The 25,955-nt window shown below is 69.3% G+C and carries 21 protein-coding genes; 6 read left to right on the top strand and 15 right to left on the bottom strand.

What is annotated here, in order from left to right; all coding sequences use genetic code 11:
* Nucleotides 1–28: 28 nt before the first annotated feature.
* From gatB to gatC, 3 genes are read right to left on the bottom strand one after another with little or no spacing between them, the layout of a single operon-like run.
* Entirely contained in the window at nt 29–1,543 is a 1,515-nt protein-coding gene (gatB, locus tag MTE01_RS12030) for an Asp-tRNA(Asn)/Glu-tRNA(Gln) amidotransferase subunit GatB (RefSeq protein WP_141377741.1), read from the bottom strand.
* Nucleotides 1,543–3,063: an Asp-tRNA(Asn)/Glu-tRNA(Gln) amidotransferase subunit GatA gene (gatA, locus tag MTE01_RS12025; RefSeq protein WP_141377739.1), complete on the bottom strand. Its 1,521-nt coding sequence runs from the start codon at nt 3,061–3,063 to the stop codon at nt 1,543–1,545. The genes gatB and gatA overlap by 1 nt, the downstream gene beginning before the upstream one ends.
* The gene (gatC, locus tag MTE01_RS12020; protein WP_116239896.1) at nt 3,060–3,359 is read right to left on the bottom strand and encodes an Asp-tRNA(Asn)/Glu-tRNA(Gln) amidotransferase subunit GatC; all 300 of its coding nucleotides are present in this window, start codon (nt 3,357–3,359) and stop codon (nt 3,060–3,062) included. The genes gatA and gatC overlap by 4 nt, the downstream gene beginning before the upstream one ends.
* Nucleotides 3,360–3,431: 72 nt before the next feature.
* On the opposite strand from gatC, the gene MTE01_RS12015 reads away from it, so the two are divergent.
* Nucleotides 3,432–5,111 (top strand): long-chain-fatty-acid--CoA ligase, encoded by a 1,680-nt coding sequence (locus tag MTE01_RS12015; protein WP_141377736.1) that lies wholly within the window; start codon nt 3,432–3,434, stop codon nt 5,109–5,111.
* 235 nt (nt 5,112–5,346) lie between these two features.
* A complete protein-coding gene (locus tag MTE01_RS12010) occupies nt 5,347–5,739 on the top strand; it encodes a hypothetical protein (protein ID WP_141377734.1) in 393 nt (130 codons plus the stop codon).
* A gap of 59 nt (nt 5,740–5,798) precedes the next feature.
* On the opposite strand, the gene ligA is transcribed toward MTE01_RS12010, so the two are convergent.
* The 5 genes from ligA to MTE01_RS11985 all read right to left on the bottom strand — a co-directional run bounded on the left by ligA (nt 5,799) and on the right by MTE01_RS11985 (nt 12,019).
* Nucleotides 5,799–8,243: an NAD-dependent DNA ligase LigA gene (gene ligA / locus MTE01_RS12005; protein ID WP_141377732.1), complete on the bottom strand. Its 2,445-nt coding sequence runs from the start codon at nt 8,241–8,243 to the stop codon at nt 5,799–5,801.
* The gene (locus tag MTE01_RS12000; RefSeq protein WP_246078280.1) at nt 8,240–9,157 is read right to left on the bottom strand and encodes a sigma-70 family RNA polymerase sigma factor; all 918 of its coding nucleotides are present in this window, start codon (nt 9,155–9,157) and stop codon (nt 8,240–8,242) included. Before MTE01_RS12000 ends, ligA begins: the two co-directional genes overlap by 4 nt.
* Before the next feature lie 32 nt (nt 9,158–9,189).
* Nucleotides 9,190–9,648 carry a carboxymuconolactone decarboxylase family protein gene (locus tag MTE01_RS11995; protein ID WP_103208994.1) on the bottom strand — a complete coding sequence of 153 codons (459 nt, stop codon included), beginning with the start codon at nt 9,646–9,648 and terminating at the stop codon, nt 9,190–9,192.
* Nucleotides 9,649–9,727: 79 nt separating this feature from the next.
* A complete protein-coding gene (mnmA, locus tag MTE01_RS11990) occupies nt 9,728–10,825 on the bottom strand; it encodes a tRNA 2-thiouridine(34) synthase MnmA (protein WP_141377728.1) in 1,098 nt (365 codons plus the stop codon).
* A gap of 9 nt (nt 10,826–10,834) precedes the next feature.
* A complete protein-coding gene (locus MTE01_RS11985) occupies nt 10,835–12,019 on the bottom strand; it encodes a cysteine desulfurase family protein (RefSeq protein WP_141377726.1) in 1,185 nt (394 codons plus the stop codon).
* A 46-nt stretch (nt 12,020–12,065) separates the two neighbouring features.
* Between MTE01_RS11985 and glgX the strand changes: the two genes are divergently transcribed.
* The 3 genes from glgX (at nt 12,066) to glgB (ending at nt 18,432) form a co-directional block, all read left to right on the top strand.
* Nucleotides 12,066–14,144, top strand: a complete 2,079-nt coding sequence (gene glgX, locus MTE01_RS11980) for a glycogen debranching protein GlgX (protein WP_141377724.1) — start codon at nt 12,066–12,068, stop codon at nt 14,142–14,144.
* Nucleotides 14,145–14,212: 68 nt separating this feature from the next.
* The gene (locus MTE01_RS11975) at nt 14,213–16,297 is read left to right on the top strand and encodes a maltotransferase domain-containing protein (protein ID WP_174799689.1); all 2,085 of its coding nucleotides are present in this window, start codon (nt 14,213–14,215) and stop codon (nt 16,295–16,297) included.
* The gene (gene glgB, locus MTE01_RS11970) at nt 16,294–18,432 is read left to right on the top strand and encodes a 1,4-alpha-glucan branching protein GlgB (RefSeq protein WP_116239903.1); all 2,139 of its coding nucleotides are present in this window, start codon (nt 16,294–16,296) and stop codon (nt 18,430–18,432) included. The genes MTE01_RS11975 and glgB overlap by 4 nt, the downstream gene beginning before the upstream one ends.
* A gap of 133 nt (nt 18,433–18,565) precedes the next feature.
* Here the strand turns inward: glgB and MTE01_RS11965 are convergent, their stop codons facing one another.
* Nucleotides 18,566–19,516, bottom strand: a complete 951-nt coding sequence (locus MTE01_RS11965) for a tetratricopeptide repeat protein (RefSeq protein WP_103208984.1) — start codon at nt 19,514–19,516, stop codon at nt 18,566–18,568.
* Complete coding sequence (locus MTE01_RS11960; protein WP_141377722.1) at nt 19,513–21,324, bottom strand: DUF8094 domain-containing protein; 1,812 nt, start codon at nt 21,322–21,324, stop codon at nt 19,513–19,515. The genes MTE01_RS11965 and MTE01_RS11960 overlap by 4 nt, the downstream gene beginning before the upstream one ends.
* Before the next feature lie 170 nt (nt 21,325–21,494).
* Between MTE01_RS11960 and MTE01_RS11955 the strand changes: the two genes are divergently transcribed.
* Nucleotides 21,495–22,571 carry an AI-2E family transporter gene (locus tag MTE01_RS11955; RefSeq protein ID WP_103209927.1) on the top strand — a complete coding sequence of 359 codons (1,077 nt, stop codon included), beginning with the start codon at nt 21,495–21,497 and terminating at the stop codon, nt 22,569–22,571.
* A 3-nt stretch (nt 22,572–22,574) separates the two neighbouring features.
* Here the strand turns inward: MTE01_RS11955 and MTE01_RS11950 are convergent, their stop codons facing one another.
* The 5 genes from MTE01_RS11950 to MTE01_RS11930 form a co-directional block, all read right to left on the bottom strand.
* Nucleotides 22,575–23,297 (bottom strand): alpha/beta hydrolase, encoded by a 723-nt coding sequence (locus MTE01_RS11950; RefSeq protein WP_141377720.1) that lies wholly within the window; start codon nt 23,295–23,297, stop codon nt 22,575–22,577.
* On the bottom strand, nt 23,297–23,584 hold the full coding sequence (locus MTE01_RS11945; protein ID WP_141377718.1) for an Rv1322 family protein: 288 nt from the start codon (nt 23,582–23,584) through the stop codon (nt 23,297–23,299). Before MTE01_RS11945 ends, MTE01_RS11950 begins: the two co-directional genes overlap by 1 nt.
* A 9-nt stretch (nt 23,585–23,593) precedes the next feature.
* Nucleotides 23,594–24,307 carry an aggregation-promoting factor C-terminal-like domain-containing protein gene (locus MTE01_RS11940; protein ID WP_246078277.1) on the bottom strand — a complete coding sequence of 238 codons (714 nt, stop codon included), beginning with the start codon at nt 24,305–24,307 and terminating at the stop codon, nt 23,594–23,596.
* Between the two features lie 49 nt (nt 24,308–24,356).
* Nucleotides 24,357–24,932 carry a DivIVA domain-containing protein gene (locus MTE01_RS11935; RefSeq protein WP_103208974.1) on the bottom strand — a complete coding sequence of 192 codons (576 nt, stop codon included), beginning with the start codon at nt 24,930–24,932 and terminating at the stop codon, nt 24,357–24,359.
* Nucleotides 24,929–25,955 (bottom strand): phosphatidate cytidylyltransferase (locus MTE01_RS11930; protein ID WP_246078276.1); only part of this gene is annotated, 1,027 nt, incomplete at its 5' end. The genes MTE01_RS11935 and MTE01_RS11930, both read right to left, overlap by 4 nt.

Below are 25,955 nucleotides of genomic sequence, written 5' to 3'. Positions count from 1 at the left end.
GACGGCCGCGGTCGTGGCATCCGGTGTCTTACTGAGCGGCGCGCTCGAGGACCAACTCACGCACGCGCGCGGCGTCGGCCTGGCCCTTCATCGCCTTCATGACCGCGCCGATGACGGCACCGGCGGCCTGCACCTTGCCGTCGCGGATCTTGGCGAGCACATCGGGCTGAGCCGCGAGCGCTTCGTCGATCGCGGCGATGAGCGCTCCATCGTCGGAGACGACGGCGAGACCGCGCGCGTCCACCACCTCTTGCGGGGTGCCCTCGCCGGCGATGACGCCCTCGAGCACCTGACGCGCGAGTTTGTCGGTGAGGGTTCCGGCGTCGATCAACCTCTGCAGCGCGGCGACGTTCTCGGGCGACACGAGGTCGGCTGCGTCTCGCTCCTGCGCGTTGGCGACGCGGGTGATCTCCCCCGTCCACCACTTGCGCGCCGACGCGGGCGCAGCGCCCGCGGAGATGGTGTCGGCCACCGCGTCGAGCAGACCACCGTTCGCGACGTCCTGGAACTCGAGGTCGGTGAAGCCCCACTCGGCCTTCAGTCGCCGACGACGCGCGGCCGGGGGCTCGGGGAGGGCGGCGCGCAGCTCTTCGATCAGTTCCGGAGCGGGCACGACCGGGAGCAGGTCCGGCTCGGGGAAGTAGCGGTAGTCGTCGGCATCCGACTTCGGGCGACCGGGCGAGGTACGCCCGGTGTCCTCGTGCCAGTGACGCGTCTCTTGCGTGATGGTGCCGCCCTTGGCGAGGATCGCCGCCTGACGCTGGATCTCGTACCTCACGGCGCGCTCGACCGAGCGCATCGAGTTGACGTTCTTCGTCTCGGTGCGGGTACCGAGCTTCTCCTGGCCCCGGGGACGCAGGGACACGTTGGCGTCGCAGCGGAGGTTTCCGCGCTCGAGCTTGGCTTCGGAGATTCCGAGACCGCGCACGATGTCGCGGATCGTGGCGACGTACGCCTTCGCCAGGGCCGGGGCCGAGTGCTCGGCGCCGAAGATCGGCTTGGTGACGATCTCGACGAGCGGGACGCCGGCGCGGTTGTAGTCGACGAGCGAGTACTCGGCGCCCTGGATACGACCGGTCGAGCCACCCATGTGGGTGAGCTTGCCCGCGTCTTCTTCCATGTGCGCGCGCTCGATCGGCACGGTGACGATCGTGCCGTCTTCGAGCTCGACCTCGACCGAGCCCTCGAAGGCGATCGGCTCGTCGTACTGCGAGATCTGATAGTTCTTGCCGAGGTCGGGGTAGAAGTAGTTCTTCCGCGCGAACCGGCTCGACGGTGCGATGGAGCAGCCGAGGGCGAGGCCCAGGCTGATCGACGAACGGATCGCCTCGGCGTTCACCACCGGCAGGGCGCCGGGAAGACCCATGTCCACCGGCGCGACAAGGGTGTTCGGCTCGGCGCCGTGGTGGGCTTCGTTCGCCGGATTCGGCGCGGCCGAGAACATCTTGGTCGCCGTGTTCAGCTCGACGTGCACCTCGAAGCCGAGGACCGGCTCGAACAGCTCGAGCGCCTCGTCGAAGTCCATGAGTGCGTCTTTCGCCATCAGAGCGACGCTCCGTTCGTGAGGGAAGGGGCTTTGTCGAGAAGAGGTCCGCCCCACTGGTCGACCAGCAGCGCCTCGAGAGCCGCGCCGACGCGGTACAGACGCGCGTCTTCGCGAGCGGGAGCGAGGAACTGGATGCCGACGGGCAGGCCGTCCTCGGCCGCGAGACCGCTGGGAACCGAGATGCCGGGAACGCCCGCGAGGTTCGCGGGGATCGTCGTCACGTCGTTGAGGTACATCTGCAACGGGTCGTCGATCTTCTCGCCCAGGCGGAACGCCGTGGTCGGCGCCGAGGGGGTCGCGATCACGTCGACCTGCGCGAAGGCGGTGTCGAAATCCTGCTGGATGAGCGTGCGCACCTTCTGCGCGCTGCCGTAGTAGGCGTCGTAGTAACCCGCCGACAGGGCGTACGTGCCGAGGATGATGCGGCGCTTGACCTCGGGGCCGAAGCCGGCGTCACGCGTCGCGGCCATGACGTTCTCTACCGTGGCTGCTCCCTGCGGGGTCACCCGCATGCCGAAGCGCACGGAGTCGAACTTCGCCAGGTTGCTCGAGGCCTCGGCGGGCAGGATCAGGTAGTACGCGGCGACGCCGTACTCGAAGTGCGGGGCGCTGATCTCGACGATCTCGGCGCCCTGCGCCTCCATGGCCGCCAGCGACGCGCGGAACGAGTCCGACACGCCTTTCTGGAAGCCGCGGTCGTCGAGTTCGCGGATGACGCCGACCTTGAGGCCTGTGAGCACCTGACCGGTCGCTCCCTCGCGGGCGGCCGCGGCGAACGAGGGCCACGCGTCCGAAAGCGACGTCGAATCGTTCGCGTCGTGCCCTCCGATGACGTCGTGCAAGAGCCCCGCGTCGAGCACGGTGCGCGTGACCGGCCCGACCTGATCGAGGCTGGATGCCAGAGCGATCGCGCCGTACCGGCTGACCCCGCCGTACGTGGGCTTCACGCCCACCGTGCCGGTGACGTGCGCGGGCTGGCGAATCGAGCCACCGGTGTCGGAGCCGAGGGCGAGGGGCGCCTCGAAGGCGGCGACGGCAGCGGCGGATCCTCCGCCGGACCCGCCGGGGATGCGATCGAGGTCCCAGGGGTTGTGCGTGGCGCCGTACGCCGAGAACTCGGTCGAGGAGCCCATGGCGAACTCGTCCATGTTGGTCTTGCCGAGCGGCACGAGACCCGCGGCGCGAGACCGCGCGACGACGGTGGCGTCGTAGGGCGACATGTAGCCCTCGAGGATCTTGGAACCACTCGTCGAGGGCATGTCGGTCGTGACGAGCACGTCCTTGATCGCCAGCGGGACCCCCGCGAGCTCGTGGAGCTGCTCGCCGGCAGCGCGACGGCGGTCGATATCGGCCGCGACCTCGAGAGCGTGGTCGCTCACGTGCAGGAACGCGTGCACGGCGCCGTCCACGGCGGCGATGCGATCCAGGTGAGCCTGCGTCGCCTCGACGCTCGAGACCTCGGACGACGACAGCTTGGCAGCCAGTTCGGCGGCGGTCAGGCGGGTGAGATCGGTCACTGCTCTTCTCCCAGGATCGCGGTCACGCGGAATCGGCCGTCGGCCTGGTCCGGGGCATTCCGCAGCACCTGCTCGCGCGTCAGCTGCTGCTGCACGACGTCGGGGCGGAAGACGTTCTCGAGCGGGATCGGGTGGCTCGTCGCGACGACCTCGGGGGTCGCCACCTCGGACACCTTCGCAATGTTGTCGACGATGGCATCCAGCTGGCCGGTCAGGCTCTGGACCTCCTCGTCGCTCAACTGGATCCGGGCGAGCACACCGAGATGGCGCACGAGATCAGGAGTGATTTCAGACACTCGGTCAGTCTAGTTCGCGCACCGTGCCGCGCCCGCCTCGACCCCGTCGCGCGCTCGCCCTAGGCTGGCCGCGTGACGAGTTTCGATCCGCCGCGCCCCTGGACCTCGAGCTACGCCGCGGGGGTGCCCGAAGATCTGGACCCTCAGAGCGGGTCTCTCGTCGACATCGTCGACGCCTCGGTACGGGATTATCCGGACGCCCCGGCCCTGCAGTTCTTCGGCCGCGAGACCACCTACGCCGAGATGTCAGCCCAGATCGCCCGCGTCGCGGCCGCTCTCGCCGAGCGGGGAGTCGTCGCAGGAGACCCGGTCGCCATCGTGCTGCCGAACTGCCCGCAGCACATCGTGGCGTTCTACGCCGTGCTGCGCCTCGGTGCGGTCGTCGTCGAGCACAACCCGCTCTACACGCCGCGCGAGCTGCGCAAGCAGTTCGAGGACCACGGCGCCAAGCACGCGATCGTGTGGAGCAAGGTCGTCGCCACCGTGCAGGACTTCCCCGCCGATCTACGAGTCGACACGCTCGTGTCCGTCGATGTGACAACGGCCATGCCGATGCGCACCCGCCTCGCCCTGCGCCTGCCGATCCCCCGGGCGCGCGAAGCCCGCGCCGCCCTGACGACGAAGACACGGGATGCCAACGACTGGGCGGACCTCCTCCGCCACGCCCCCCTTCCCGAGACGCACCCGCGGCCGGGCTCGACGGACCTGGCGATCATCCAGTACACGAGCGGCACGACCGGAACCCCCAAGGGGGCGATGCTCACCCACGCGAACCTCCTCGCCAACGCCGCTCAAGCGCGGGCATGGGTGCCGCAGATCGTGCGCGGTGAGGGCTGCGTCGTCTACGCGGTGCTCCCGATGTTCCACGCCTACGGGTTGACGCTGTGCCTGACCTTCGCGATGTCCATGGGCGCGCGTCTGGTGCTCTTCCCGAAGTTCGACCCCGACCTCGTCCTGGAGGTGACGAAGAAGCACCCCGCGACCTTCCTGCCGCTGGTCCCGCCGATCGCAGAGCGGCTGCTCGCGGCGGCGGACGAGAGGGGGGTGTCCCTCACCGGAACCGACGTCGCCATCTCGGGGGCCATGGCGCTCCCGCACTCCCTCGTCGTACCGTTCGAACAGGCGACGGGTGGGTTCCTCGTCGAGGGGTACGGGCTGAGCGAGTGCTCCCCCGTGCTCATGGCCAACCCCGTCGCGGCCAACCGGGTTGCGGGCACCGTCGGTCTGCCTCTCCCCGGTACCGAATGCCGGGTCGTCGACCCCGACGACCCGCGCATCGACGTCGAGCGCGGCGAGCTGCTCGTGCGCGGCCCCCAGGTGTTCTCGGGCTATTACGGCAAACCAGAAGAGACCGAGGCGGTCTTCGTCGACGGGTGGTTCCGCACCGGCGACATCGTCACGATCGACGATGGCGGATTCGTCCGCATCGTCGACCGCATCAAGGAGCTCATCATCACGGGCGGGTTCAACGTCGCCCCGACCGAGGTCGAGAACGTTCTGCACCAGCATCCCTCGGTCGCAGATGTCGCGGTCATCGGCATGCCGAGCGAGCACTCCGGCGAGGAGGTCGTCGCAGCCGTGGTGCCGTCGACGCCGGACGACTTCGACGCCGAAGCGGTGCGAGCGTTCGCACGCGGCATCCTGACGCCGTACAAGGTGCCCAAGCGCATCGTGGTGGTCGATGAGCTCCCCCGCTCGCTGATCGGCAAGGTGCTGCGCCGCCAGGTACGCGACCGACTTCTCGAGGGCTGACGATTCCCCTGCTACATCCGGGCCCCGCGCGCAAGGGCAGGGGTGAATTGGCCTGCGCGCGCCCCGGATCGATACCGTCGGAGTAATCCGGGCCATGTGACGCCCGGACGTGACCTTTGGGGGGACTCACATGATCATCAAGCGCGCTCCATTCGCTCTCGTCGCAGCCTCGGCGCTGCTCCTTCTCGCCGGCTGCTCGGGCGGCTCAGGAACTGCCTAGTCGAGTGACGACAGCATGGCCGACGGCGGCACCACGACGACACAGGAGACGACGGCACCCGCGACGCCGTCGGCGCCCGCCGGTGACCAGACCAAGGCAGAGGCCTGCGACATCGTGCGCGAACAGTTCCAGGCCGTCAGCGGTGCGGGCAGCACGGTCAACAGCTCCGACCCGCAGGCGACGTTGACGGCGTTCAAGCAGCTCGCTTCCGACGTGGGCACGCAGTTCTCGTCGATCACGAATGAAGAGATCGCGCCCTCCGCCCAGAAGGCGAGCGGCGCACTGAACGACTACGCCGCGTACCTCGAGACCGTCGTGGCCGACCCGTCCAAGGCCAGCGGCCTCAGCGACCAGATCAGCACGCTGCAGGCGAGCTTCACCGAGGCCGCTACGGCCTGCGCCGGTTGACGCGACGCACGACGGAACGACAGGAGGGCGGGGGCTTCGGCTCCCGCCCTCCTCGTCTCTCAGCCCTCGGAAGCGGCCGGCCCGTCCTCGGCGTCGAGCCCATCCGTGGATGCCCGGCCCGTTGCGGCGTCGAGAGCCGCAGGGCCCTGCTCCACGAGGATGCGGAACTGCGCAGCATCCAAGATCCGCAGACCCAGTTCTTCCGCCTTGGCGAGCTTCGACCCCGCGCCCGGACCTGCGGCGACGAAGTCGGTCTTCTTCGAAACGCTCGACGCTGCCTTGCCACCCGCCGAGAGGATCGCCTCTTGCGCACCCTCACGGGTGTATCCCTCCAACGAGCCCGTGGCCACGACCGTCAGACCCGCCAGCACCCCGCCCGCGGCCGCCGCCGCCCCCGGCCCGGGATGACCGGGGATCGAGAAGCGCACCCCGGCGGCCTCCCACCGCTCGACAATCTCGCGATGCCAGTCGACCTCGAACCAATCGACCACGGCATCGGCGATGATCCCCCCCACGCCCTCGACGGCGGCGAGCTCTTCCCGCGAAGCCGCGCGAATGGCATCCAGCGATCCGAACCACTGCGCGAGAGCGCGGGCCGCAACGGGACCGACGTGTCGGATGTTCAGCGAGACGAGCAGCCGCCACAGATCTTTCGTCTTGGCCTTCTCGAGTTCGACGATGAGCTTCGTCGCCTGCTCCGAGGGGCGGACCTCGCGATAGTCCTTGCGGATGCCGCGCCGACGGCGCTCCGCGGGATCGAGGTCTTCGGAGCCCGGAGGGTACGTCGCGGGCGAGAGCTTCTGGAAGGGCAGACGCCGCACGAGCTCGCCGGAGTCGGGGTCGACTTTTCGCTCGCCCGTCTCGGAGTCGCGCACGACGACCTCGATCGGCACGAGTTCCTCGACGGTCAGGTCGAACAGTCCCGCCTCGGTGTCGAGCGGAGGCTCATCGGGTACCTCGGGCTGCGTCAACGCTGCTGCCGTGACCTCGCCCAGCGCTTCGATGTCGAGCGCGCCGCGCGAGCCGATGTGCTCGACACGTCCGCGCACCTGCCCGGGGCAGGAGCGCGCATTCGGGCAACGCAGGTCGATATCGCCCTCTTTCGCCGGGCGCAAAGGAGTGCCGCACTCGGGGCAGTCCGCGGGCATGACGAACGCACGCTCGCTGCCGTCGCGCAGCTCGACCACGGGCCCGAGAACCTCGGGGATGACGTCGCCCGCCTTTCGCAGCACGACCGTGTCGCCGATCAGCACGCCCTTGACCTTCACGACGTCCTGGTTGTGCAGGGTGGCCTGGCGGACGACGCTGCCGGCGACCTTGGCGGGCTCCATCACAGCGAAGGGGGTCGCGCGACCCGTGCGTCCGACCGACACCACGATGTCGAGCAGCTTGGTGTTCACCTGCTCGGGCGGGTACTTGAAGGCGATCGCCCAGCGCGGAGCCCGGCTGGTCGCCCCGAGCTCGTCGTGGAGCGCGAGCTCGTCGACCTTGACGACGACGCCGTCGATCTCGTGCTCGACGTCGTGGCGATGCTCTCCGTGGTGCGCGACGAAGCCCAGGACGCCGTCGATCGTCGACTCGACGCGGGAGTACGGCGAGGTGGGCAGTCCCCAGGACGCCAGCAGATCGTAGATCTCGCTCTGGGCGGCCACGGGAGGGTTCTGCCAGGCCCCGATGCCGTGCACGTAGAGCTTGAGGGAGGCGATGCGCGCGAGACCGGCCTCGAGTTCGAGGCCCGTCTTCTTCTCGATCTGCTGGCGCAGTCCGCCGCTGGCCGCGTTGCGGGGGTTGGCGAACGCGGGGAAACGTCGGGCCGCGGCGATCTCGGCCTTCTCTTCGTCGAAGGCGCGCCCCCCTCGTCGGCCGGCGGCCCGCTCGCGCGCCTCGGCGAACGCCCGCCGGCGGAACTCGTCCTGCATTCGGTTGAGGTTCTCGAATGCGGCGACGGGGATGAAGACCTCGCCGCGCACCTCCACCATCGGCGGATGCCCTTCTCCCGCGAGCTCGCGCGGGATGTCGGCCAGACGCAGAGCGTTCTCGGTGACGATCTCTCCGACTCGCCCGTCGCCGCGGGTCGCGGCGGAGGTGAGCACGCCGTCTTCGTAACGCAGACTGATGGCGAGCCCGTCGATCTTGAGCTCGCTGAGCCAGTGCACGGCGCGCCCCGCGGCGGCCTCGGTCTTGACGGCCCAGTCGCGCAGCTCCTCGGGTGAGAAGACATTGTCGAGGCTGAGCATGCGTTCGGCGTGCTCGATTGTTGCGAGGTCGGTGGCCTCGGCCGCACCCACCGACAACGTCGGACTGTCTTGCCCCTGAAGCTCGGGGTGCAGACGCTCGAGGGCCTCGAGCCGGTGCATCCATCCGTCGTACGTCGCGTCGTCGACGACCTCGGCGTCTCGCCCGTAGTACGCGTCGCGCGCCCCGATGATCCGCTGAGTGAGGTCTGCGGCCTCGGCGCGCGCCTCGTCGAGGGTGATATCGGGAAGCTGATCGTGCTCGGTCACGCATCCAGCTTAGGGAGGGGTTCCGACATCGACCCCGAGGTGCCACCTGTCCACCACACCCTCGACAGCTTCTCGGGGTTCGATACGCGTCGGACCCCGGCGATCAGTCCACCCCTCATCTCGAGGGAGATGACGTCGGCCATCCCGCCCACCGAGAGCGAGAGCCCCCTCTCGCCGTTGACGTCGACGACCCCGACGGAGATCGCGGCGCCGGAGGCCGCCGCCTTGTCCAGGATGCCGACGAAGAAGCGGACGATCCTCTCGGCGCCGAAGATGGGGTTGAGAGCGCTCTTGACCCGCCCGCCTCCGTCCGCCCAGAGGATCGCGTCGTCGGTGAGGATGCCCGCCACGCCCGCGACGTCTCCCGTCTCGATGGCGGTGACGAGAGCACGCAACGCCGCGACGTCAGCCCCTGACGCCGCCGGCTCGTCGCGCAGCTGGAGCCTTTTCTCTCCGCGCGAGATCAGCTGTCGCACCGATGCGGGTGAGCGATCGAGGATTCGCGCGATCTCGACGGACGTCATTGCGAACGCCCGATGAAGCACCACCGCGGCACGTGCCGCGGGCTCCAGCTGCTCCGCGAGGTGCAGGACCGCCAGCGACAGCATCTCGCGGTCCGCGACCACGTCATCGGGCAGACGCTCGGTGGCGACCGGCTCCGGCAACCACGGCCCCGGATACTCCTCGCGAGCGGACTGCACCCGACGCAACTGGTCGATGGATCGTCTGACACACACCGTCGTCAGCCATGCCGCCCACGAGCGCACCTCGTCACCGCTGCTCTCCGCCCGCAGTGCCTCGAGGGCGACGTCCGAGACGATGTCCTCCGCAGCGCCGAAGTCGCCGAGCATTCGATAGGCGATTCCCACGAGTCGATTCCGCTCCGTGCTCCACGCGAGGCTGGCCGTCGTCACGTCGCCGAGGCTACCGGCAGGGCTGACGAAGCTCATGCGACGGGGTGGGCGGCGTCGACCGGCGGCGTCATCCCCGTCGCCAGAGCGATGCGATTCCAGACGTTGATCGTCGCGATGGCGACCACGAGGGAGCCCAGCTCCTTCTCGGAGAAGAAGACGGCCGCTCGTTCCCACACCTCATCGGTCACGCTCTCCGGCCCGACGAGCGTCACGGCATCGGTCAGCGCGAGGACCGCGCGTTGACGGTCGTCGAGAAGCTCACCGGCGTGCTGCCAGGCCGCGACCGCATGAAGCGTCCGCGCGGGTACGCCGTGCGTCGCGGCAGCGGTGGCGTGCATGTCGACACAGAAGCCGCATCCGTTGAGGATCGAAGCCCGCAGTTTGAGCAGCTCGTAAAGCGTCTTGTCGACGTGGGTGCGCGCGTACGCCTCGAGGGCGAGCACGGCGGCGTAGCCGCCGCGGTTGGTGCGGGACAGGTCGATACGGGTCATCGGGGACTCCTCGCGGTAACGGACGCGAACATCGCGTCTCTGAGAGGAGTCGGATGCCGACAGCGAAGTGTGACAGCCCTCAGGCCTCGACCGGGACCGCCGACACCGTCCGGTCGATCGTGAACTGTCCGAGCACGCGCGTGCCGTCGTAGAGCACCGCGGTCTGCCCGGGCGCGACGCCGTCGAACGGCGTCTCGGGGCGCACCGTGAGGACGCCGTCGGCGATCTCCGCCGTCGCGGGAACGGGATCGGCGTGCGCGCGGATCTGCGCGTGGCACGCGAACGAGCTCGACGAGGGCGCCCGCCCGGCCCAGGTGAAGCGCTCCCCCGCGATCTCGGAGCACGCGAGCGCCTCCTTGGGGCCGACGACGACGGTGTTGTTGATCGGACGCACTTCGAGGACGAAGCGGGGCTTGCCGTCCGCCGCCGGAACGCCCAGCTGCAAGCCGCGGCGCTGCCCGACGGTGAAGGCGTGCGCTCCCTCATGGGTGCCCACGACGGCGCCCGTGCGGTCGAGGATCTCACCGCGCTCGGCACCCACCTTGTCGGCGAGCCAGCCGCGCGTGTCGCCGTCGGGGATGAAGCAGATGTCGTGACTGTCGGGCTTCTGCGCCACGGAGAGCCCGCGCTGCTCCGCCTCGGCGCGCACGAGCGCCTTCGAGGGGGTCGATCCGAGCGGGAAGTACGTATGGGCGAGCTGCTCCGCCGTGAGCACGCCGAGCACATAGGACTGGTCCTTGGCGTTGTCGGAGGCCCGGTGCAGCTCGCGCCCCTCGGGCGTGTCGACGAGCGTGGCGTAGTGCCCGGTGCACACCGCATCGAAGCCGAGTTCGAGCGCACGCTCGAGCAGCGCTGCGAACTTGATCTTCTCGTTGCACCGCATGCAGGGGTTCGGCGTGCGGCCAGCGCGGTACTCCGACACGAAATCGTCGATGACGTCGTCGCGGAACCGCTCCGAGAAGTCCCACACGTAGAACGGCATGCCGAGCTTGTCAGCCGCCCGCCGCGCGTCCATCGCATCTTCGATCGTGCAGCACCCACGGCTGCCGGCCCGCAGCGTGCCGCCGGCGCGAGAGAGCGCCAGGTGCACGCCGACCACGTCGTGGCCCGCCTCCACCGCGCGGGCCGCAGCCACCGCGGAGTCGACTCCACCGCTCATCGCCGCCAGAACTCGCATCGTCCCAGTCTACGAACGTCGGTCTGAACGGGCGCCGGATGCCACGGCACGGGCGTACGCATCGGGAAGACGGGTGAGGACGGCGTCGACGTCGGCGTCAGTGGAGGTGCGGCCGAGGGTGAATCTCAGCACCGAACGGGCCGCGCGATCGTCGAGCCCGAGAGCGAGCACCACGTGCGACGGCTCCGCGACACCGGCCTGACACGCCGACCCCGTCGAGACGGCGATCTGCTCCATGTCGAGCAGGAACAGCAGCGTCTCGCCGGCGGCATCCGGGAACAGCACGTGAGCGTTGCCGGGAAGGCGCTCGGTGGGGTGCCCGAGCAACCGGGCCGAGGGAATCGACGACAGGATGCCGGAGACGAGGCGATTCCGCAGCGCTGCGAGACGCACGGCCTCGTCGCTCCGCTCGCGCTCGGCCGCGGTGACCGCGGCGGCGAAGGCCGCGGCTCCGGCGACGTCCTGCGTCCCGGCGCGCAGGGCACGCTGCTGCCCGCCGCCGTGGACGAGCGGGGTCAGCCGACCGTGACGCGACACGACGGCCGCGCCGACTCCGACCGGACCGCCGACCTTGTGCGCCGACACCGACATCGCGACGAGCCCGGACGAATCGCCGCCCGTCCCGCGCCACGCGGCGAAGTCGACTGGAATCTGGCCGAGCGCCGAGACGGCGTCGAGATGCAGAGGTACACCGGCGTCACGTGCGCGGGCCGCGAGGTCGGCGGCATCCTGGATCGTGCCCACCTCGTTGCTCGCGGCGAGGGCCGTGGCGAGGGCGGCACCGGGAAGGGCGCTCGCGAAGGCATCGACGTCGATGCGTCCGAGCGGGTCGAGGGGCACCGCCCGCACATGCGCGCCCTGCGTCGAGGAGAGCCATGCCACGGCGTCGAGCGTCGCGTGATGCTCACCGTCGGGCAGCACGATCACTCCCGCCCCGGCCGCACGCGACCACCACAGGCCCTTGAGAGCGAGGTTCGCGGCCTCGGTGCCGCCGGAAGTGAAGACCACCTCGATGGGCTGGCACCCGAGGACCGCCGCGACGGCCTCGCGCGCGTCTTCGAGCAGACGGCGGGCCTCCTGCCCCGCGGCATGGATCGAGGAGGGGTTGCCGAGCACGTCGTGCGCGGCGAGCCACGCCTCGCGCGCCTCGGGGCGCAGGGGGGTGGTCGCCGCGTGATCGAGGTAGATCCGCATCGTCGCCCTCCCGGTATCGCCAGCGCCTTTCACTACCCTAAGACGCATGGTCCGACCCGAGACTGTCCTGTCCGCCCGCCCCGCCCTGCTCCGTTCGTCGCTCGACGACCTGGGTGTGCGCCTCGACCCCGACGGCGGCACCCTGCGCGTCTGGTCGGGCTCCGCCGACGCGATGCAGCTGCTCGTCTTCGACGAGGTCGATCTCGACTGGGCGACCGAGACCATCGCCATGACCCCCGTCGGGGGCGGAGTCTTCGAAGCGAGCACTCCCCTGCTCCGGCCCGGTGCCCGCTACGCGATCCGCGTCGGCGGCCCGCACGGCCCGGGGCACACCTTCAATCCGCAGTCGCTGCTCATCGAGCCGTACTCGCGCGGGCTCGTCTCGGGCAGCTACGGCGATTGGCGCTCGGTAGTGGTGGAGGGCTCCTTCGACTGGGGCAGTTCGACGAAGCCTCGCGTACCGCTGGACCGCACGGTGATCTACGAGGGGCACGTGAAGGGGCTCACCAAGCGGCATCCGTTCATCCCGCCCGCGCTGCACGGTACCTACGCGGGACTCGCGCACCCCGCGATGATCGACCACCTGCTCTCGCTCGGCGTGACCAGCGTCGAGCTGTTGCCGGTGCATGCGTTCGCCACCGAACCGCGCCTTCTGCAGCTCGGCCTGTCGAATTACTGGGGGTACAACTCGCTGAACTTCTTCACGCCGCACGCCCCCTACGCCACGGCCGCGAGCCGCGCCGAGGGGCCCGAGGCGGTGCTGCGCGAGTTCAAGGGCATGGTGAAGCTCCTTCACGAGGCCGGCCTCGAGGTGCTCCTCGATGTCGTCTACAACCACACGGCGGAAGAGGGCATCGGCGGCCCCCGCACGAGCTTGCGCGGCATCGACAACAAGGCCTACTACCGCCAGACCGCCGACGGCGCGTACATCGACGAGACCGGCTGCGGCAACGCGCTGAACACCTCGACGGATGCCGCCGCGCGTCTGGTGCTCGATTCGTTGCGGTACTGGAGCGACGACGTGCAGATCGACGGCTTCCGCTTCGATCTGGCGGTCACGCTCGGTCGTGACGAGAACCACTCGTTCACGCCGGACCATGCCCTGCTGAAGGCGATCCGCGACGACGAACGCTTGGCGGGCACCAAGCTCATCGCCGAACCGTGGGACGTCGGCATGGGCGGTTGGCAGACCGGCAACTTCGGAGACGGCTGGTTGGAGTGGAACGACCGCTACCGCGACCGCGTGCGCAACTTCTGGCTGAGCGACATCGACTACGCCCGCCGAGCCGACACCGCGCCGGTCGGGATCGGCGGCTTCGCCACACGCCTCGCGGGCTCGTCGAACACCTTCAGCGAGGAGCGCGGCCCCCTCGCGAGCGTCAACTTCGTCACCGCGCACGACGGCTTCACGCTGCGCGATCTCGTCTCGTACGACGTCAAGCACAACCTCGGAAACGGCGAGCAGAACCGCGACGGCGCCGACACGAACCGCTCGTTCAACCACGGTGCCGAAGGCCGGACCGACGATGAGGGGGTGCTCGCCACGCGGCGCAAGGCGATGCGCAACCTCATGGGCACCCTGCTGCTGTCGGCGGGCGTGCCCATGATCACGGCGGGAGACGAGATGGGACGCACGCAGCGCGGCAACAACAACGCGTACTGCCACGACTCCGCTCTCACGTGGCTCTCGTGGGATCTCGCGGAATGGCAGCGCGACCTCTTCGCCCACACGCAACGGCTGACGCAGCTGCGCCGCGACAACCCCGCGCTCCGCCCCAGGCGGTTCGCCCGGCTCGGCGAGGTCATCCCCTCGGCATCCGTCATGGACTGGTTCGACGAACACGGCGAGACGATGTCGAGCGACCGTTGGAACGACCCCGCGCACCGGACCCTGCAGTACCTGGCCACCTCGACGCCCGAGGACGAAGAGCCCAATCGCGTCCTGCTCGTCGTGCACGGCACCGAGTCCGCCACCGAGATCGTGCTGCCCGGGATCGACGGGGCCGAATACGTGTCCCTCTGGTCGAGCGCTGACGAGAAGCCGTCCGACGACGTCGAGCGCTTCTCACCCGGAGACCTCGTCCCGATCGCGAGTGCCTCGATGCGTCTGTTCCGCGTCGACTGATCCGGGCCCGCTGTCAAGGCCGAGCGAAACCGTACGGCGAGGTGGGCGGCCCGCGATAGGTTCGGACCGTGGCCACCACGACGACTCCCTCGCCCGAGCTGCCCTGGCGCAGCGCCGCCTCGATTCCCGTGCGTCCGGTCAAGCCGACGCCCACTTCGCGCAGCGTGGTCACCCCGCGCATCCCCCTGGCTCTCCCGCACCCGAGCGTGCCGGGCGGGCAGTTCCGCCCGTCCGCGTACGTCGGCGAGGCGGTGCCGTTCACCGTCACGGCTTTCCGCGAGGGGCACGACCGGATCGGCGTGCAGTTGCGCCTCTTCTCGCCGTCGGGCGACGAGTCGCTGCACCGCTTGAGCCCGCTGAACGACGGCTTCGACCGCTGGTCGACGCTCGTTGCGCCGCTCGAACAGGGCGTGTGGCGTTTCCGCTTCGAGTCGTTCGCCGACGATTTCGCCACGTGGAAGCACGCGGCCGAACTCAAGATCGCGGCGGGCGTCGACGTCGCTCTCATGCGCGAGATGGGTGCACAACTCTTCGACCGCGCGCGGGGCGAGAAGAAGCGTCCGGGCGTCGACAAAGACCGTCTGTACGACGCGGCCCGCGCGCTCCGCGATCCCGACGTGCACGACGACACGGCCCTTCAGATCGTCCGCGACCCCGAGATCGCCGCGCTGTTCGACGCCCGACCGCTGATGGGTCTGGTCTCGGTCGGACGGGATGCCGAGCTGCTGGTCGAACGCGAGCGCGCCGGCGTGGGCGCGTGGTACGAGTTCTTCCCCCGCTCCGAGGGTGCGCATCGCGCCGAGGACGGATCCGTCATCAGCGGGACTTTCCGCACCGCCGCGGAGCGTCTCCCGGCCGTGGCCGACATGGGCTTCGACGTGGTGTACCTCCCACCGATCCACCCGATCGGTCAGACGAACCGCAAGGGCCCGAACAACACCCTCGTCACCGAGCCGGGAGACCCCGGTTCGCCGTGGGCCATCGGTGCCGCCGCGGGCGGGCACGACACGGTGCACCCCGATCTCGGCACGCTCGACGACTTCCGCGCGTTCGTCCAGACCGCTCGGGAGAACGCCATCGAGGTCGCGCTCGACCTGGCGTTGCAGGCCTCGCCCGACCACCCCTGGGTCACGGAGCACCCCGAGTGGTTCACGACCCTCCCCGACGGCTCGATCGCGTTCGCCGAGAACCCGCCGAAGAAGTACCAGGACATCTATCCGATCAACTTCGACAACGACCCCGAGGGCATCCGCGCCGAGGTCCTGCGGATCGTGCGGCACTGGATCGCGCAGGGCGTCACGATCTTTCGCGTCGACAACCCGCACACCAAGCCCCTGCAGTTCTGGGAGTGGCTCATCGCCACCGTCAGCGCCGAGGAGCCCGCAGCGGTGTTCCTCGCGGAAGCATTCACCCGCCCGGCGCCCCTGCAAGGCCTCGCGATGGCCGGATTCCAACAGAGCTACACGTACTTCACGTGGCGCAACACGAAGGAGGAGCTCGAGGAGTTCCTCGGCGGTCTCGCTCACGAGACCTCCGACTTCCTGAGGCCCAACCTGTTCGTCAACACCCCCGACATCCTCACCGAATACCTGCAGTTCGGAGGCCGGCCGGCGTACAAGGTCCGCGCCGCGATCGCCGCCACCGCCGCGCCCACCTACGGGGTGTACGCCGGCTACGAACTCTTCGAGAACGTGGCGCGCCCCGGAGCCGAAGAGAACATCGACAACGAGAAGTTCGAATACAAGTTCCGCGACTGGGGCGCCGCGGAGGCCGCAGGAGACTCGCTCGCCCCCTACCTACGGATGCTCAACGGGGCACGTCGTGCGCACCCGGCGCTGCGGCAGCTGCGGAACCTCGACATCCACTGGAGCGACGACGACTCGATCCTCGTCTACTCCAAGCACCTGGCCGCCGCCCTCTCCCCCACCGGCGAGAGCGACACGATCATCGTCGTCGCCAACGTCGATCCGCATTCCGCCCGCGAGACCACCGTGCACCTCGACACGACCGTGTTCGGCATCGAACCCGGTGCCTCGTACGAGGTCGAAGACCTGGTCACCGGCCAGGTCTGGAGCTGGGCCGACCACAACTTCGTCCGCCTCGACGCCTTCGTCGAGCCGGTGCACGTCCTGCACGTCAAGGAGAACCGATGACAGCTCTTCCCCCCGAGATCCTGGACGCCGTCGCTCACGGCGCCCATCACGACCCGCACAGCGTGCTGGGCGTGCACGAGACGGGCGCGGGGTGGGTCATCCGCTCGCGTCGCCCCCTCGCCCGCGAGGTGGTCGCCGAGCTCGCCGACGGTACGTCTGTCCCGCTCGCGCACGTGCGCGGAGGAATCTGGGAAGCACCCGTCGCGGCCTACCCCGGTGCCTACACCGTTCGCGCGTCCTACGACGGTTCCGAGCACGTGTCCGACGACGGGTACCGGCACGCACCCTCTGTGGGCGAGCTCGACCTGCACCTCATCACCGAGGGCCGTCACGAGGAGCTCTGGCGCGTTCTCGGCGCTCACGTGCGCGAGCTCGACGGTTCGACCGGCACGGCTTTCACCGTCTGGGCTCCCGACGCGCGCGCCCTTCGCGTGATCGGCGACTTCAACGGCTGGGACGGCTCCGGCCACGCCATGCGTTCGATGGGTGGGAGCGGCGTCTGGGAGGTCTTCATCCCCGGTATCGGCGCCGGTACCCGCTACAAGTTCGAGATCCTCACCCGCGCAGGGCAGTGGATCGAGAAGGCCGACCCCATGGCCCGCCTCGCCGAGGTGCCCCCCGCCACGGCATCCGTCGTCACCGACTCGGAGTACGTCTGGGCCGACAGCGACTGGATCGACGAGCGTTCGCGCACGGCGCCGATCGACCGACCGATGTCGATCTACGAACTCCACTTCGGCTCCTGGAAGCCGGGCCTGTCGTACCGCGAAGCGGCAGACGAGATCATCAGCTACGTCGGCGCCCAGGGCTTCACCCACGTCGAGTTCCTCCCCCTCGCCGAGCACCCCTTCGGCGGATCATGGGGCTATCAGGTGTCGGGCTACTACGCCCCGACCAGTCGCTTCGGCTCCCCCGACGACCTGCGCTACCTCATCGACCGCCTGCATCAGGCCGGCATCGGCGTGATCATGGACTGGGTCCCGGGGCACTTCCCCAAGGACGACTTCGCCCTCGCCCGCTTCGACGGCGAGGCCCTGTACGAGCACCCGGACCCCCGTCGCGGCGAGCACAAGGACTGGGGCACGCTCATCTTCGATTACGGCCGCAACGAGGTGCGCAACTTCCTCGTCGCGAACGCGCTGTACTGGTTCGAGGAGTTCCACGTCGACGGCCTGCGAGTGGATGCCGTGGCATCCATGCTCTACCTCGATTACTCCCGCAACGACGGCGAGTGGGCGCCCAACCAGTTCGGCGGCCGTGAGAACCTCGAGGCCATCCGCTTCCTGCAGGAGGTCAACGCGACGTCCTACAAGCGTTATCCCGGCATCGCGCTGATCGCCGAGGAGTCGACCAGCTTCCCGGGCGTGACCGCCCCCACCTCGCACGCGGGCCTCGGCTTCGGGTTCAAGTGGAACATGGGGTGGATGAACGACTCGCTGCAGTACATCGGGCGCGACCCCATGTACCGTTCGCACCACGAGGGCGAGCTGTCGTTCTCGTTCGTCTACTCGTTCAGCGAGAATTTCGTCCTGCCGATCAGCCACGACGAGGTCGTGCACGGCAAGGGGAGCCTTTTCGGACGGATGCCGGGCGACCACTGGCAGAAGCTCGCCAACATGCGCGCGTTCCTGGCGTACATGTGGGGCCACCCCGGCAAGCAGCTGCTCTTCATGGGCCAGGAGTTCGGCCAGATGTCGGAGTGGTCGGAGTCGCGCAGCATCGACTGGTGGATGCTCGATCAGCCCTCCCACAAGCAGCTGCACTCGTTCGTCGCCGAGCTCAACCGCGTCTATCGCGACCAGGCGGCGCTGTGGGCGCGCGACCACGACGGCGCCGCATTCTCGCGCCTCGGTGCTCCCGCGTGGAACACGAATGTGCTGGCGTTCGCCCGCCGCGACCACCACGGGAACACGATCGCGGTCGTCTGCAATTTCTCGGGTGTCCCGCTGACGGACTTCCCGCTCGATCTGCCCGAATCGGGTATGTGGACCGAGATCCTCAACAGCGACGCCGAGGCGTTCGGCGGTTCGGGTCAGGGCAACTTCGGCGCCGTCGAGACGGACGACCGCGGGAGCGCCACTCTGACCCTCCCGCCCCTCGGCGTGCTCTGGCTCCACCACCGCGCGGGGGGCTGACACCGGCACCACAGACCCCGGGTACGGGACCGCGAGCTGCGTCCCGGTACCCGGGGTCTCTCATGTAGGTACCTTCGCGAACGACGACGGCCCCGTCCTCCCGAGGGAGTCCGGGGCCGTCGTCGTCCGGGCGTCAGAAGAGCAGCGACGCCAGACGCGAGCGCGCACGGATGACCCGGGCGTCGTCGTCGCCGACAAGGCCGAACAGGTCGAGCAGACGCTCGCGGACCGGCGCGCGCTCCTCCGCCGGCAGTGCGGCGAATAGATCGAGCAGACGGCCGAAGGCGTCATCGACGTGACCGCCCACGACATCGAGGTCCGCGACGAGGAACTGCGCCTCCAGACCGGTCGGCGCAGCGGCCGCGGCAGCACGGGCCGCGTGAAGGTCGGCACCCTGAACACGATCGAGCAGGCGCACCTGTCCGAGACCTGCCCGTGCGTCGGCGTCGCGAGGGTTCTCCGCGAGAGCCTGCTCGTACGCGCTGATCGCGCGGGCGTAGTCGCCCTCTTCGATGGCGGCGAACGCCTCTGCGTGCAGCGGGGGAAGCTCGGGCTCTGCGGCAGGAGCATCGGCGGCGGGGGCCCCGCCGACCGGCACGGTTCCCGTCACGCCGTGCTGGGCAGCGAGCTGCAGGAGCTGTGCGAAGACGTCACGTACCTGCTGCTCGGGCACAGCGCCCGTGAACAGGGGTACCGGTTGGCCGGCGACGAGAGCGAGCACCATCGGGATCGACTGCGCGCGGAACCCCTGAGCGAGCTGCGGGTTCGCGTCGACGTCGACCTTCGCCAGAACGAGGCGTCCGGCGAGGTCGGTCACGACCTTCTCGAGGACGGGGCTGAGCTGCTTGCACGGTCCACACCACTCGGCCCACAGATCGATGACCACCGGTACCGTGCGCGAGAGCTCGAGCACCTCTCCGAACGTGTCATCGGTCGCGTCGAAGACGAGCGGCAGCGCGCCGGCAGGGCGGGCGGGGGCAGCGGGATCACCGGCCGCGGGAGCGGCGGGCGGCTGAGGGCGGTTGCGCAGGGACGAGAGGTCGACGGCGCCGCGCATCACGGAACCGGGGGCGGGAATACTCACGGGGACACCTTCGCTTCGAGGAGGCTGGATCGGTAGCCGAGCAGGCGGATCTGGTCGTCGGAGCCCTGACTGGGCACGTAGAAGAAGACCTGATCGGAATACGTCGTGGTGAAGCCTGTCGCAGACTGGTCGACACCGGTGAGGGCCTTGACCGCGGGGTTGTTGTCCAGCTTGATCACGGCGTCTTTGTTCGTCGGCTTGGCCGTATCGCTCTCATACACGTTGACGGCGACGATGGCCCCCGTGTCGAGCGTGGCGAGGGCGATCGGTGTCGCCGTTCCGGCCGAGGCGGAGAAGCTGATCTCGGCCGTTCCCGCACCGGTCTGGTTCAGCTCGTCGGTGCGCTTGGTCTTGTTGTCCTGGATCGCGGCCAGCAGGAGATCGTTGGCGGTGTCGAATTTCGCGAACGAGGCACTGTTCTGCCCGTTGTTGATGACGTCGGCGTAGGCCGCAGCGACCTTCTCGGGTGCCATGACGAGGAACGACGAGTCCGGCGGCACCTGCGTGGCGCCCACGTACGGCGCCGCCAGCTCGGGCAGGTTGGTGGAGGCCTCGAGGTTGCCGACGTAGGACGCCTTGTACTCCTCCCACGGCGTCTGCTGGGTCATCATCATGATCGTGGTGGTGGGGGTCGCGGCATCCGCCGACTCCACCACCGTCATCAGCGTGCGGGGCCACGTTCCCGTGGTCTGCGGCAGGACGATCTGCACGGGCTCCGCCGGGATCGCGGGCAGGGCCGGACGGTCCGCGATCGCGGCTCGCAGCTTGTAATTGGTCTGACGCTCGGCCAGGGCCGGGCCCGCGAGGCGCTCGGCGACGACGTTCGCGTCGAGGGAGGCGTCCGCCTGAGCAACGGTCGACGACACCTTCGACACGATGCGCTGAGCCTGCGCTTCGGTCACCGCGGGCGGGAACTGTCCCTCGGGAACGATCACGGTGGGCGTGGGGCTGGGAGACTCTGTCGCGGCGAGCTGCGGCCACGCATCTGCGGAGCATCCCGCGAGCAGGGCCACCGACAGACCGAGGGCCGGCACGGCCACCAAGGCTCGACGACCGCCGAGGGCACCGCGGACCCGCGATCCTCCCCGACGAACGGGGCTCTGGCTCACGACGCCCTTGCTCTCGGCATCCGCGCCGACCGTCGAGATGGGCTCGGTTACGGGCAGGGGAAGACCCTTGCGGCGCGGGCGCCGCTGTCGCCGAACGTGACGGATGCCGAGCAGGTACAGAACCAGTCCGATCAACAGCACGATGCCGCCGCCGACGATCAGGGGCCCGGCCCACGGCGTGGAGTCGTCGATCGGCCAGGTGAGACTGATGTTCGCGGGCGCCGGAGCGGTGCCGTCGGAGGCCACGAGGACACTCATGTCGCGGGGAAGCTGGAGGGTGGTCGACAGCGACCCCGTCTGCTCGAACTCATCGAGCCAGAGATCGGAGTCCACGGGCGAGCGACCCGCGGTCGCGGTGCCGGAGGCGGGGGTCACCGTCGGCTCGACCTCCGAGGTCTGCACCGTGCCCGCGTCGTCGAGCGTGGCGGAGGTGTACGCGACGTCGGCGAGCCATGCTTTCACGTCGGCGGTGCGACCGTACGAGGCGAACACCGCACCGTCGCCCTGCACGCGCAGGGTCTGGGCGCCCGGCACGCTGTTGAGTACCGCGCCGTCGATCAGCGTGAACGCCGTCGACCCCTCGGTCTGCACGTTCGCCGAGGTCTCGGACGGTCCGTGGAAAACGGTTCGTTGAGCGATACCGGCACCGATCATGGCCGCAGCGATGACGAATGCCACCACGGCCCAGACGAATCTCACGCTTCACACCATCCCCACCGGTGGCTCGGGCGCCACCGAATCGACGTTTCAGACTATCCGAGGGTGCCTGAAAGTTCCCGACAAGGCCCGTCGCGCGCTCCGACGCGCCGACGGCTCAGTATCCTGACGACACGGGCGCACCTGCCCGGCTGATGCGGGAGTCGTTCGGCATGAAGATCCACAACCCCTTCCGGGTCGCTCTGCTCGCCACACTCGGCGTCGGGGTCGGCCTTCTGCTCATCGGCAGCGTGCAGAACCTGTCGACGATCCTGCTGTACGTCGGAACGGCCCTGTTCCTCTCCCTCGGGCTCGATCCGGTGGTCTCGTTCCTCGAGCGACGAGGTCTCCCCCGATGGGCCGCCGTGCTCGTGACGATCCTGGCCGTGCTGGGCGTTTTCGCCGGCATCATCTTCATGGTCGTGCCGATCATCGTCAGTCAGATCGCGCAGCTCGTGACCCAGATCGAGCAACTGCTCCAACCCGGCCGCTGGAACGAGATCGTCACCGACGTACAGACGTGGGTCTCGCAGACGCTCCCCTGGCTGAAGATCGACGAGGTCTGGGCCGGAATCCAACACTGGTTCTCGACGCTCGACGTCGGGAGCATCTCGACCATGATCGGCAACAGCCTGCTGACGATCGGCGGAGCGGTCGCGGCGGGCCTCGGCGGCGCGTTCATCGTGCTGATCCTCACGATCTACTTCACGGCATCCACCCCGTCGCTGAAGTCGGCCGTCTATCAACTCGTACCGGCATCGAAGCGCGCGCGCTTCATCGAACTCGCCGAGAAGATCACGGATTCCGTGGGCTACTACGTGATGGGACAGGTGAGTCTCGGCGTCATCAACGGTGTCCTGAGCGCGATCTTCCTGTCGATCATCAACGCCCCCTTCCCCGCCGTCCTCGCCGTGATCGCGTTCTTCTTCTCGCTGATCCCGCTCGTGGGTACGCTCACCGGCTCGACGATCATCGTGCTCACCTGCCTCATCCCCGGTCTCGGAACGCCCACGTGGGCCATCCTCGCTGCGGCGATCTACTACCTCGTCTACATGCAGGTCGAGGCCTACGTGATCTCGCCGCGCATCATGAACCGCGCGGTGTCGGTGCCGGGCTCGGTCGTCGTCATCTCGGCGCTGGCCGGTGGCGCACTACTGAACCTGCTCGGCGCGCTCATCGCTATCCCGGTGGCGGCGAGCATCCTCATCATCTACCGCGAGGTCATCATCCCCCGGCAGAACGAACGCTGAGCCTCAGCCCGCGAGCTCGCCGTCCCACTCGACGGGAAGCGGCAAGGCATCGGGATTCACCGCGGCGACGATCTCGGTGAGCACACGGCGGGTCTGCGTCTCGCCGACCCACAGGTGCTTGCCGCCCTCGACCGCGATGAGGGTGGCATCCGGAACCGAGGCGAAACGCTCCCGAGCCTCGTCCGGACGCAGGTAGTCGTCGTGTTCGGGAACCAGCACGACCATTCGGCGCGGGTCTCCCGCCCAGGCGGCGACCTCGTCGGCGGTCGCCCGGTGCAGTGGAGGCGAGAGCAGGATGACGCCCTCGATGTCGTGGTCGCGTCCGTACTTCAGCGCGAGCTCGGTGCCGAACGACCATCCCACCAGCCACGGGCGCGGAAGACCGCGCTCGCGCACGAAATCGACCGCCGCGGCGACGTCGAAGCACTCTTTCGCACCCCCGTCGAAGGAACCTTCGCTCGTACCCCGCGGGGACGTGGTGCCGCGCGTGTTGAACCGCAGGACCGCGAGGTCGGCCAGCGCCGGAAGGCGACCGGCGGCCTTGCGCAGGATGTGCGAGTCCATGAAGCCGCCCGCGGTGGGGAGGGGATGAAGCGTCACCAGGGTGGCCGCGGGTTCGCGGTCGGCGGGCAGAGCCAGCTCTCCGACGAGGGTCAGCCCGTCGACAGTGCGCAGCTCGACATCTTCGCGGCGGGCGGGGAGCAGAACGGGTCCGCGAATCTCCATCAGGCAATCCTCCAACAGTGCGTGTGCCAGTGGCGTCGGGCGGCGAGGTCGGCGGCGTCTCCGAGGACGCCGTCGGCGCGCCAGACGACCACGTGGGCACTTCCGGCGGCAACCGTGCGGCCGCAGCCCGGGCACACATAATCTTTGACGGCCTGAGGAGCCGAGATCGGCTGCACCGTCCACTCCCCGCCACGCCTGACCTCGGTGCGCTTCCACCCCGCGATCAGACGGTCGAGAGAGTCGTCGCCGCGCGATGAATCGGTGCGTCTCTTACGTGAGCGGGGCATGGATGCCGCTCACCACCAGTGGTTCGCGGTCCAGAAGGCGTAGGCGCCGGCCCAGCCGCCGTACCGGCCAGTGGCGTATCCGGTTCCCCAGCGCAGGTTGTCGACGGGGTCGTAGCCGTTGCCCGGTACCTTGCCGCACGGAAGAGCCTGGACCAGACCACACGCCCCCGACGAGCGATTCGTCGCATTGGGATTCCAACCGCTCTCGCGGCTGACGATGTAGTCGACGAAACCCATATCGGACTCGGAGATGCCCGCCGCGGCCATCCACTCGGCGGGGGCGCCACCGCCGGAGTACAGCACCGGACCGGAGCTTCCCGACGACGACTCCGAGCCCGTGTCCTTCGAGCGCGACGGAGCCGGAGTGGGCGTCGGGGTCGGCTTGGGCTTGACGTAGACGTTGTAGCTCGCACGATCGAGCTGGGGGGCCTGCTTCTCGCCCGACGTCGAGACGGCCTGCGTGTCGCCGAGCCCCTCGGCGTAGAGAGTGACGGTGTGCGGCTCCTCGGCCTGAGCGGGGAGCAGGGATGCCCCCATAGGGCCGACGTACGCTCCGACGAACAGCACCGCGGCGGCGGCGCCGAAGACCCCGACCACGCCGCGGCGGCGCGACCATCGCGGCCCGGAGCGACGAGGGAGCGTCGGCGGGACCACGTCGACCGATGCGCCCCGGCGGCCGACGGGGGAAGCGGATGCGCGCGAAAGTTCCGAACCTGAAGTCACAGTGCGCTCGATTCTACCGACGCTCGAGCAAGGATGCCACGCGCGGTGGTCATCCGACGGCGAGCATGACTTCGACGACCGCATCGAGCACCGCATCGACCTGCGTCTCGCGATACCCGCCGCGCTGCATGCGGAACGCGACGGAGCGGACCTGTTCCGGTGTGATCGGATCGCCCGCCGCCAGGTAACGTGCGATGCGATCCGCGACGACGTCGACCTCGTCCACGCGATAGCCGTACCGGAAGAACCCGACGCGGTCGAACCGCGACCCCCGCGGTCGACGGAGACGGTCGAGCACCACCTGCGCCGTATCGCGCGTCTCCGCGACCCAGGCGCGCGCACCGAGACGCGACAGGGCGTAGTCGCGTTCACGCGCGGCGAAGGCGTCTTCGACCCGTCCGAGGGCGGCGTCGACCGCGTCGACTCTGTAGCCTCCCCGGACGAGGGGAAACGCCGCGATGCGCACCTCGGACGAACGCAGCGCTCCGAGGTCGTCAGCCTCGAACGCCTCGCGCGCGCGGGCGAGGAACACGTCGACGGCGCGCTTCTCGTACCCCTTCGTGCGACCGGAGGTCGTCGGGAACGGTGTCGCTGCCACGGTGTCGTGGATCGGCGTCTCGGTCATGACACTCCCAACGGGGCGAGCAGATAGAACATCACCAGGGCGGCCGTCGCCGACGGCAGGATCGAGTCGAGGCGGTCGAGTACTCCCCCGTGGCCCGGGAGCCACGAGCTCATGTCCTTGATACCCAGGTCGCGCTTGAGCATCGACTCTCCGAGGTCGCCGACGGTGGCCGTCGCGAGCACGACCGCCCCGAAGATGAGCCCGGCCCACCACGGCACCTGCAGCATGAACGCGGCGAGCAAAGCGCCGGCGACCAGGGCGGCGAGGCATGCACCCGCGAAACCCTCCCACGTCTTCTTCGGGCTGATGCGAGGGGCCATCGGATGCCGCCCACCCCGTCCGAAGGTCAGGCCTGAGACGTAGGCACCGGTGTCGGCGGCCACCGCGAGGATGAGGAACGCGAGCACCCACCACTCGCCTCGAGGCTGGGCGAGGAGGATCATCGCCACGCTGGTGAGGAAGGGGACGTACAGCTGCACGAAGCTCGCGACCAGGACGTCGCCGATGACCTCGATGTGCGCGCGACCGTCGGACGCGAACATCTGCGCCGTCAACCGCCACACGACCACCACGACGACAGCGACGAGGGTCGCGATCCAGTGCACCCAGGGTCCGAGGAAGAACCCGCTGAGCAGCAGCAGGAAGCCCATGGCGAGCTGCGGCACGACGTCGACGCGACGGCCCGACACCTGCAGGGCGCGCGAGAACTCGAGCACGCCCAGCACCATGGCGGCCGCTGCGAACAGCACGAACAGCCACTTGATGAAGATGAGCGAAGCGACGACGATCGCGCCGATGCCCACACCGATCAGGGTCGCGACGATGAGGTCGCGGCCGGTTCGCTGTTTGAGCCGCTCGTTCGCCTGGTCGAACTCCGCACGCGCGTGCGCGATGTGCTGCTCGGCATCCGATCGCATAGAGCGCAGCTGCGACTCGATGGCGGTCACGCCCTCGCCTGTGGTCGGCGAGCGGCGAGCCGAGTCGGCCCGGCGAGGCGAGGCGGTCGGATCGACCGGCTCCCCC

Source organism: Microbacterium testaceum, assembly GCF_006539145.1.
Taxonomy (GTDB): domain Bacteria; phylum Actinomycetota; class Actinomycetes; order Actinomycetales; family Microbacteriaceae; genus Microbacterium; species Microbacterium testaceum.
This window is presented reverse-complemented; position numbering and strand designations above follow the sequence as displayed.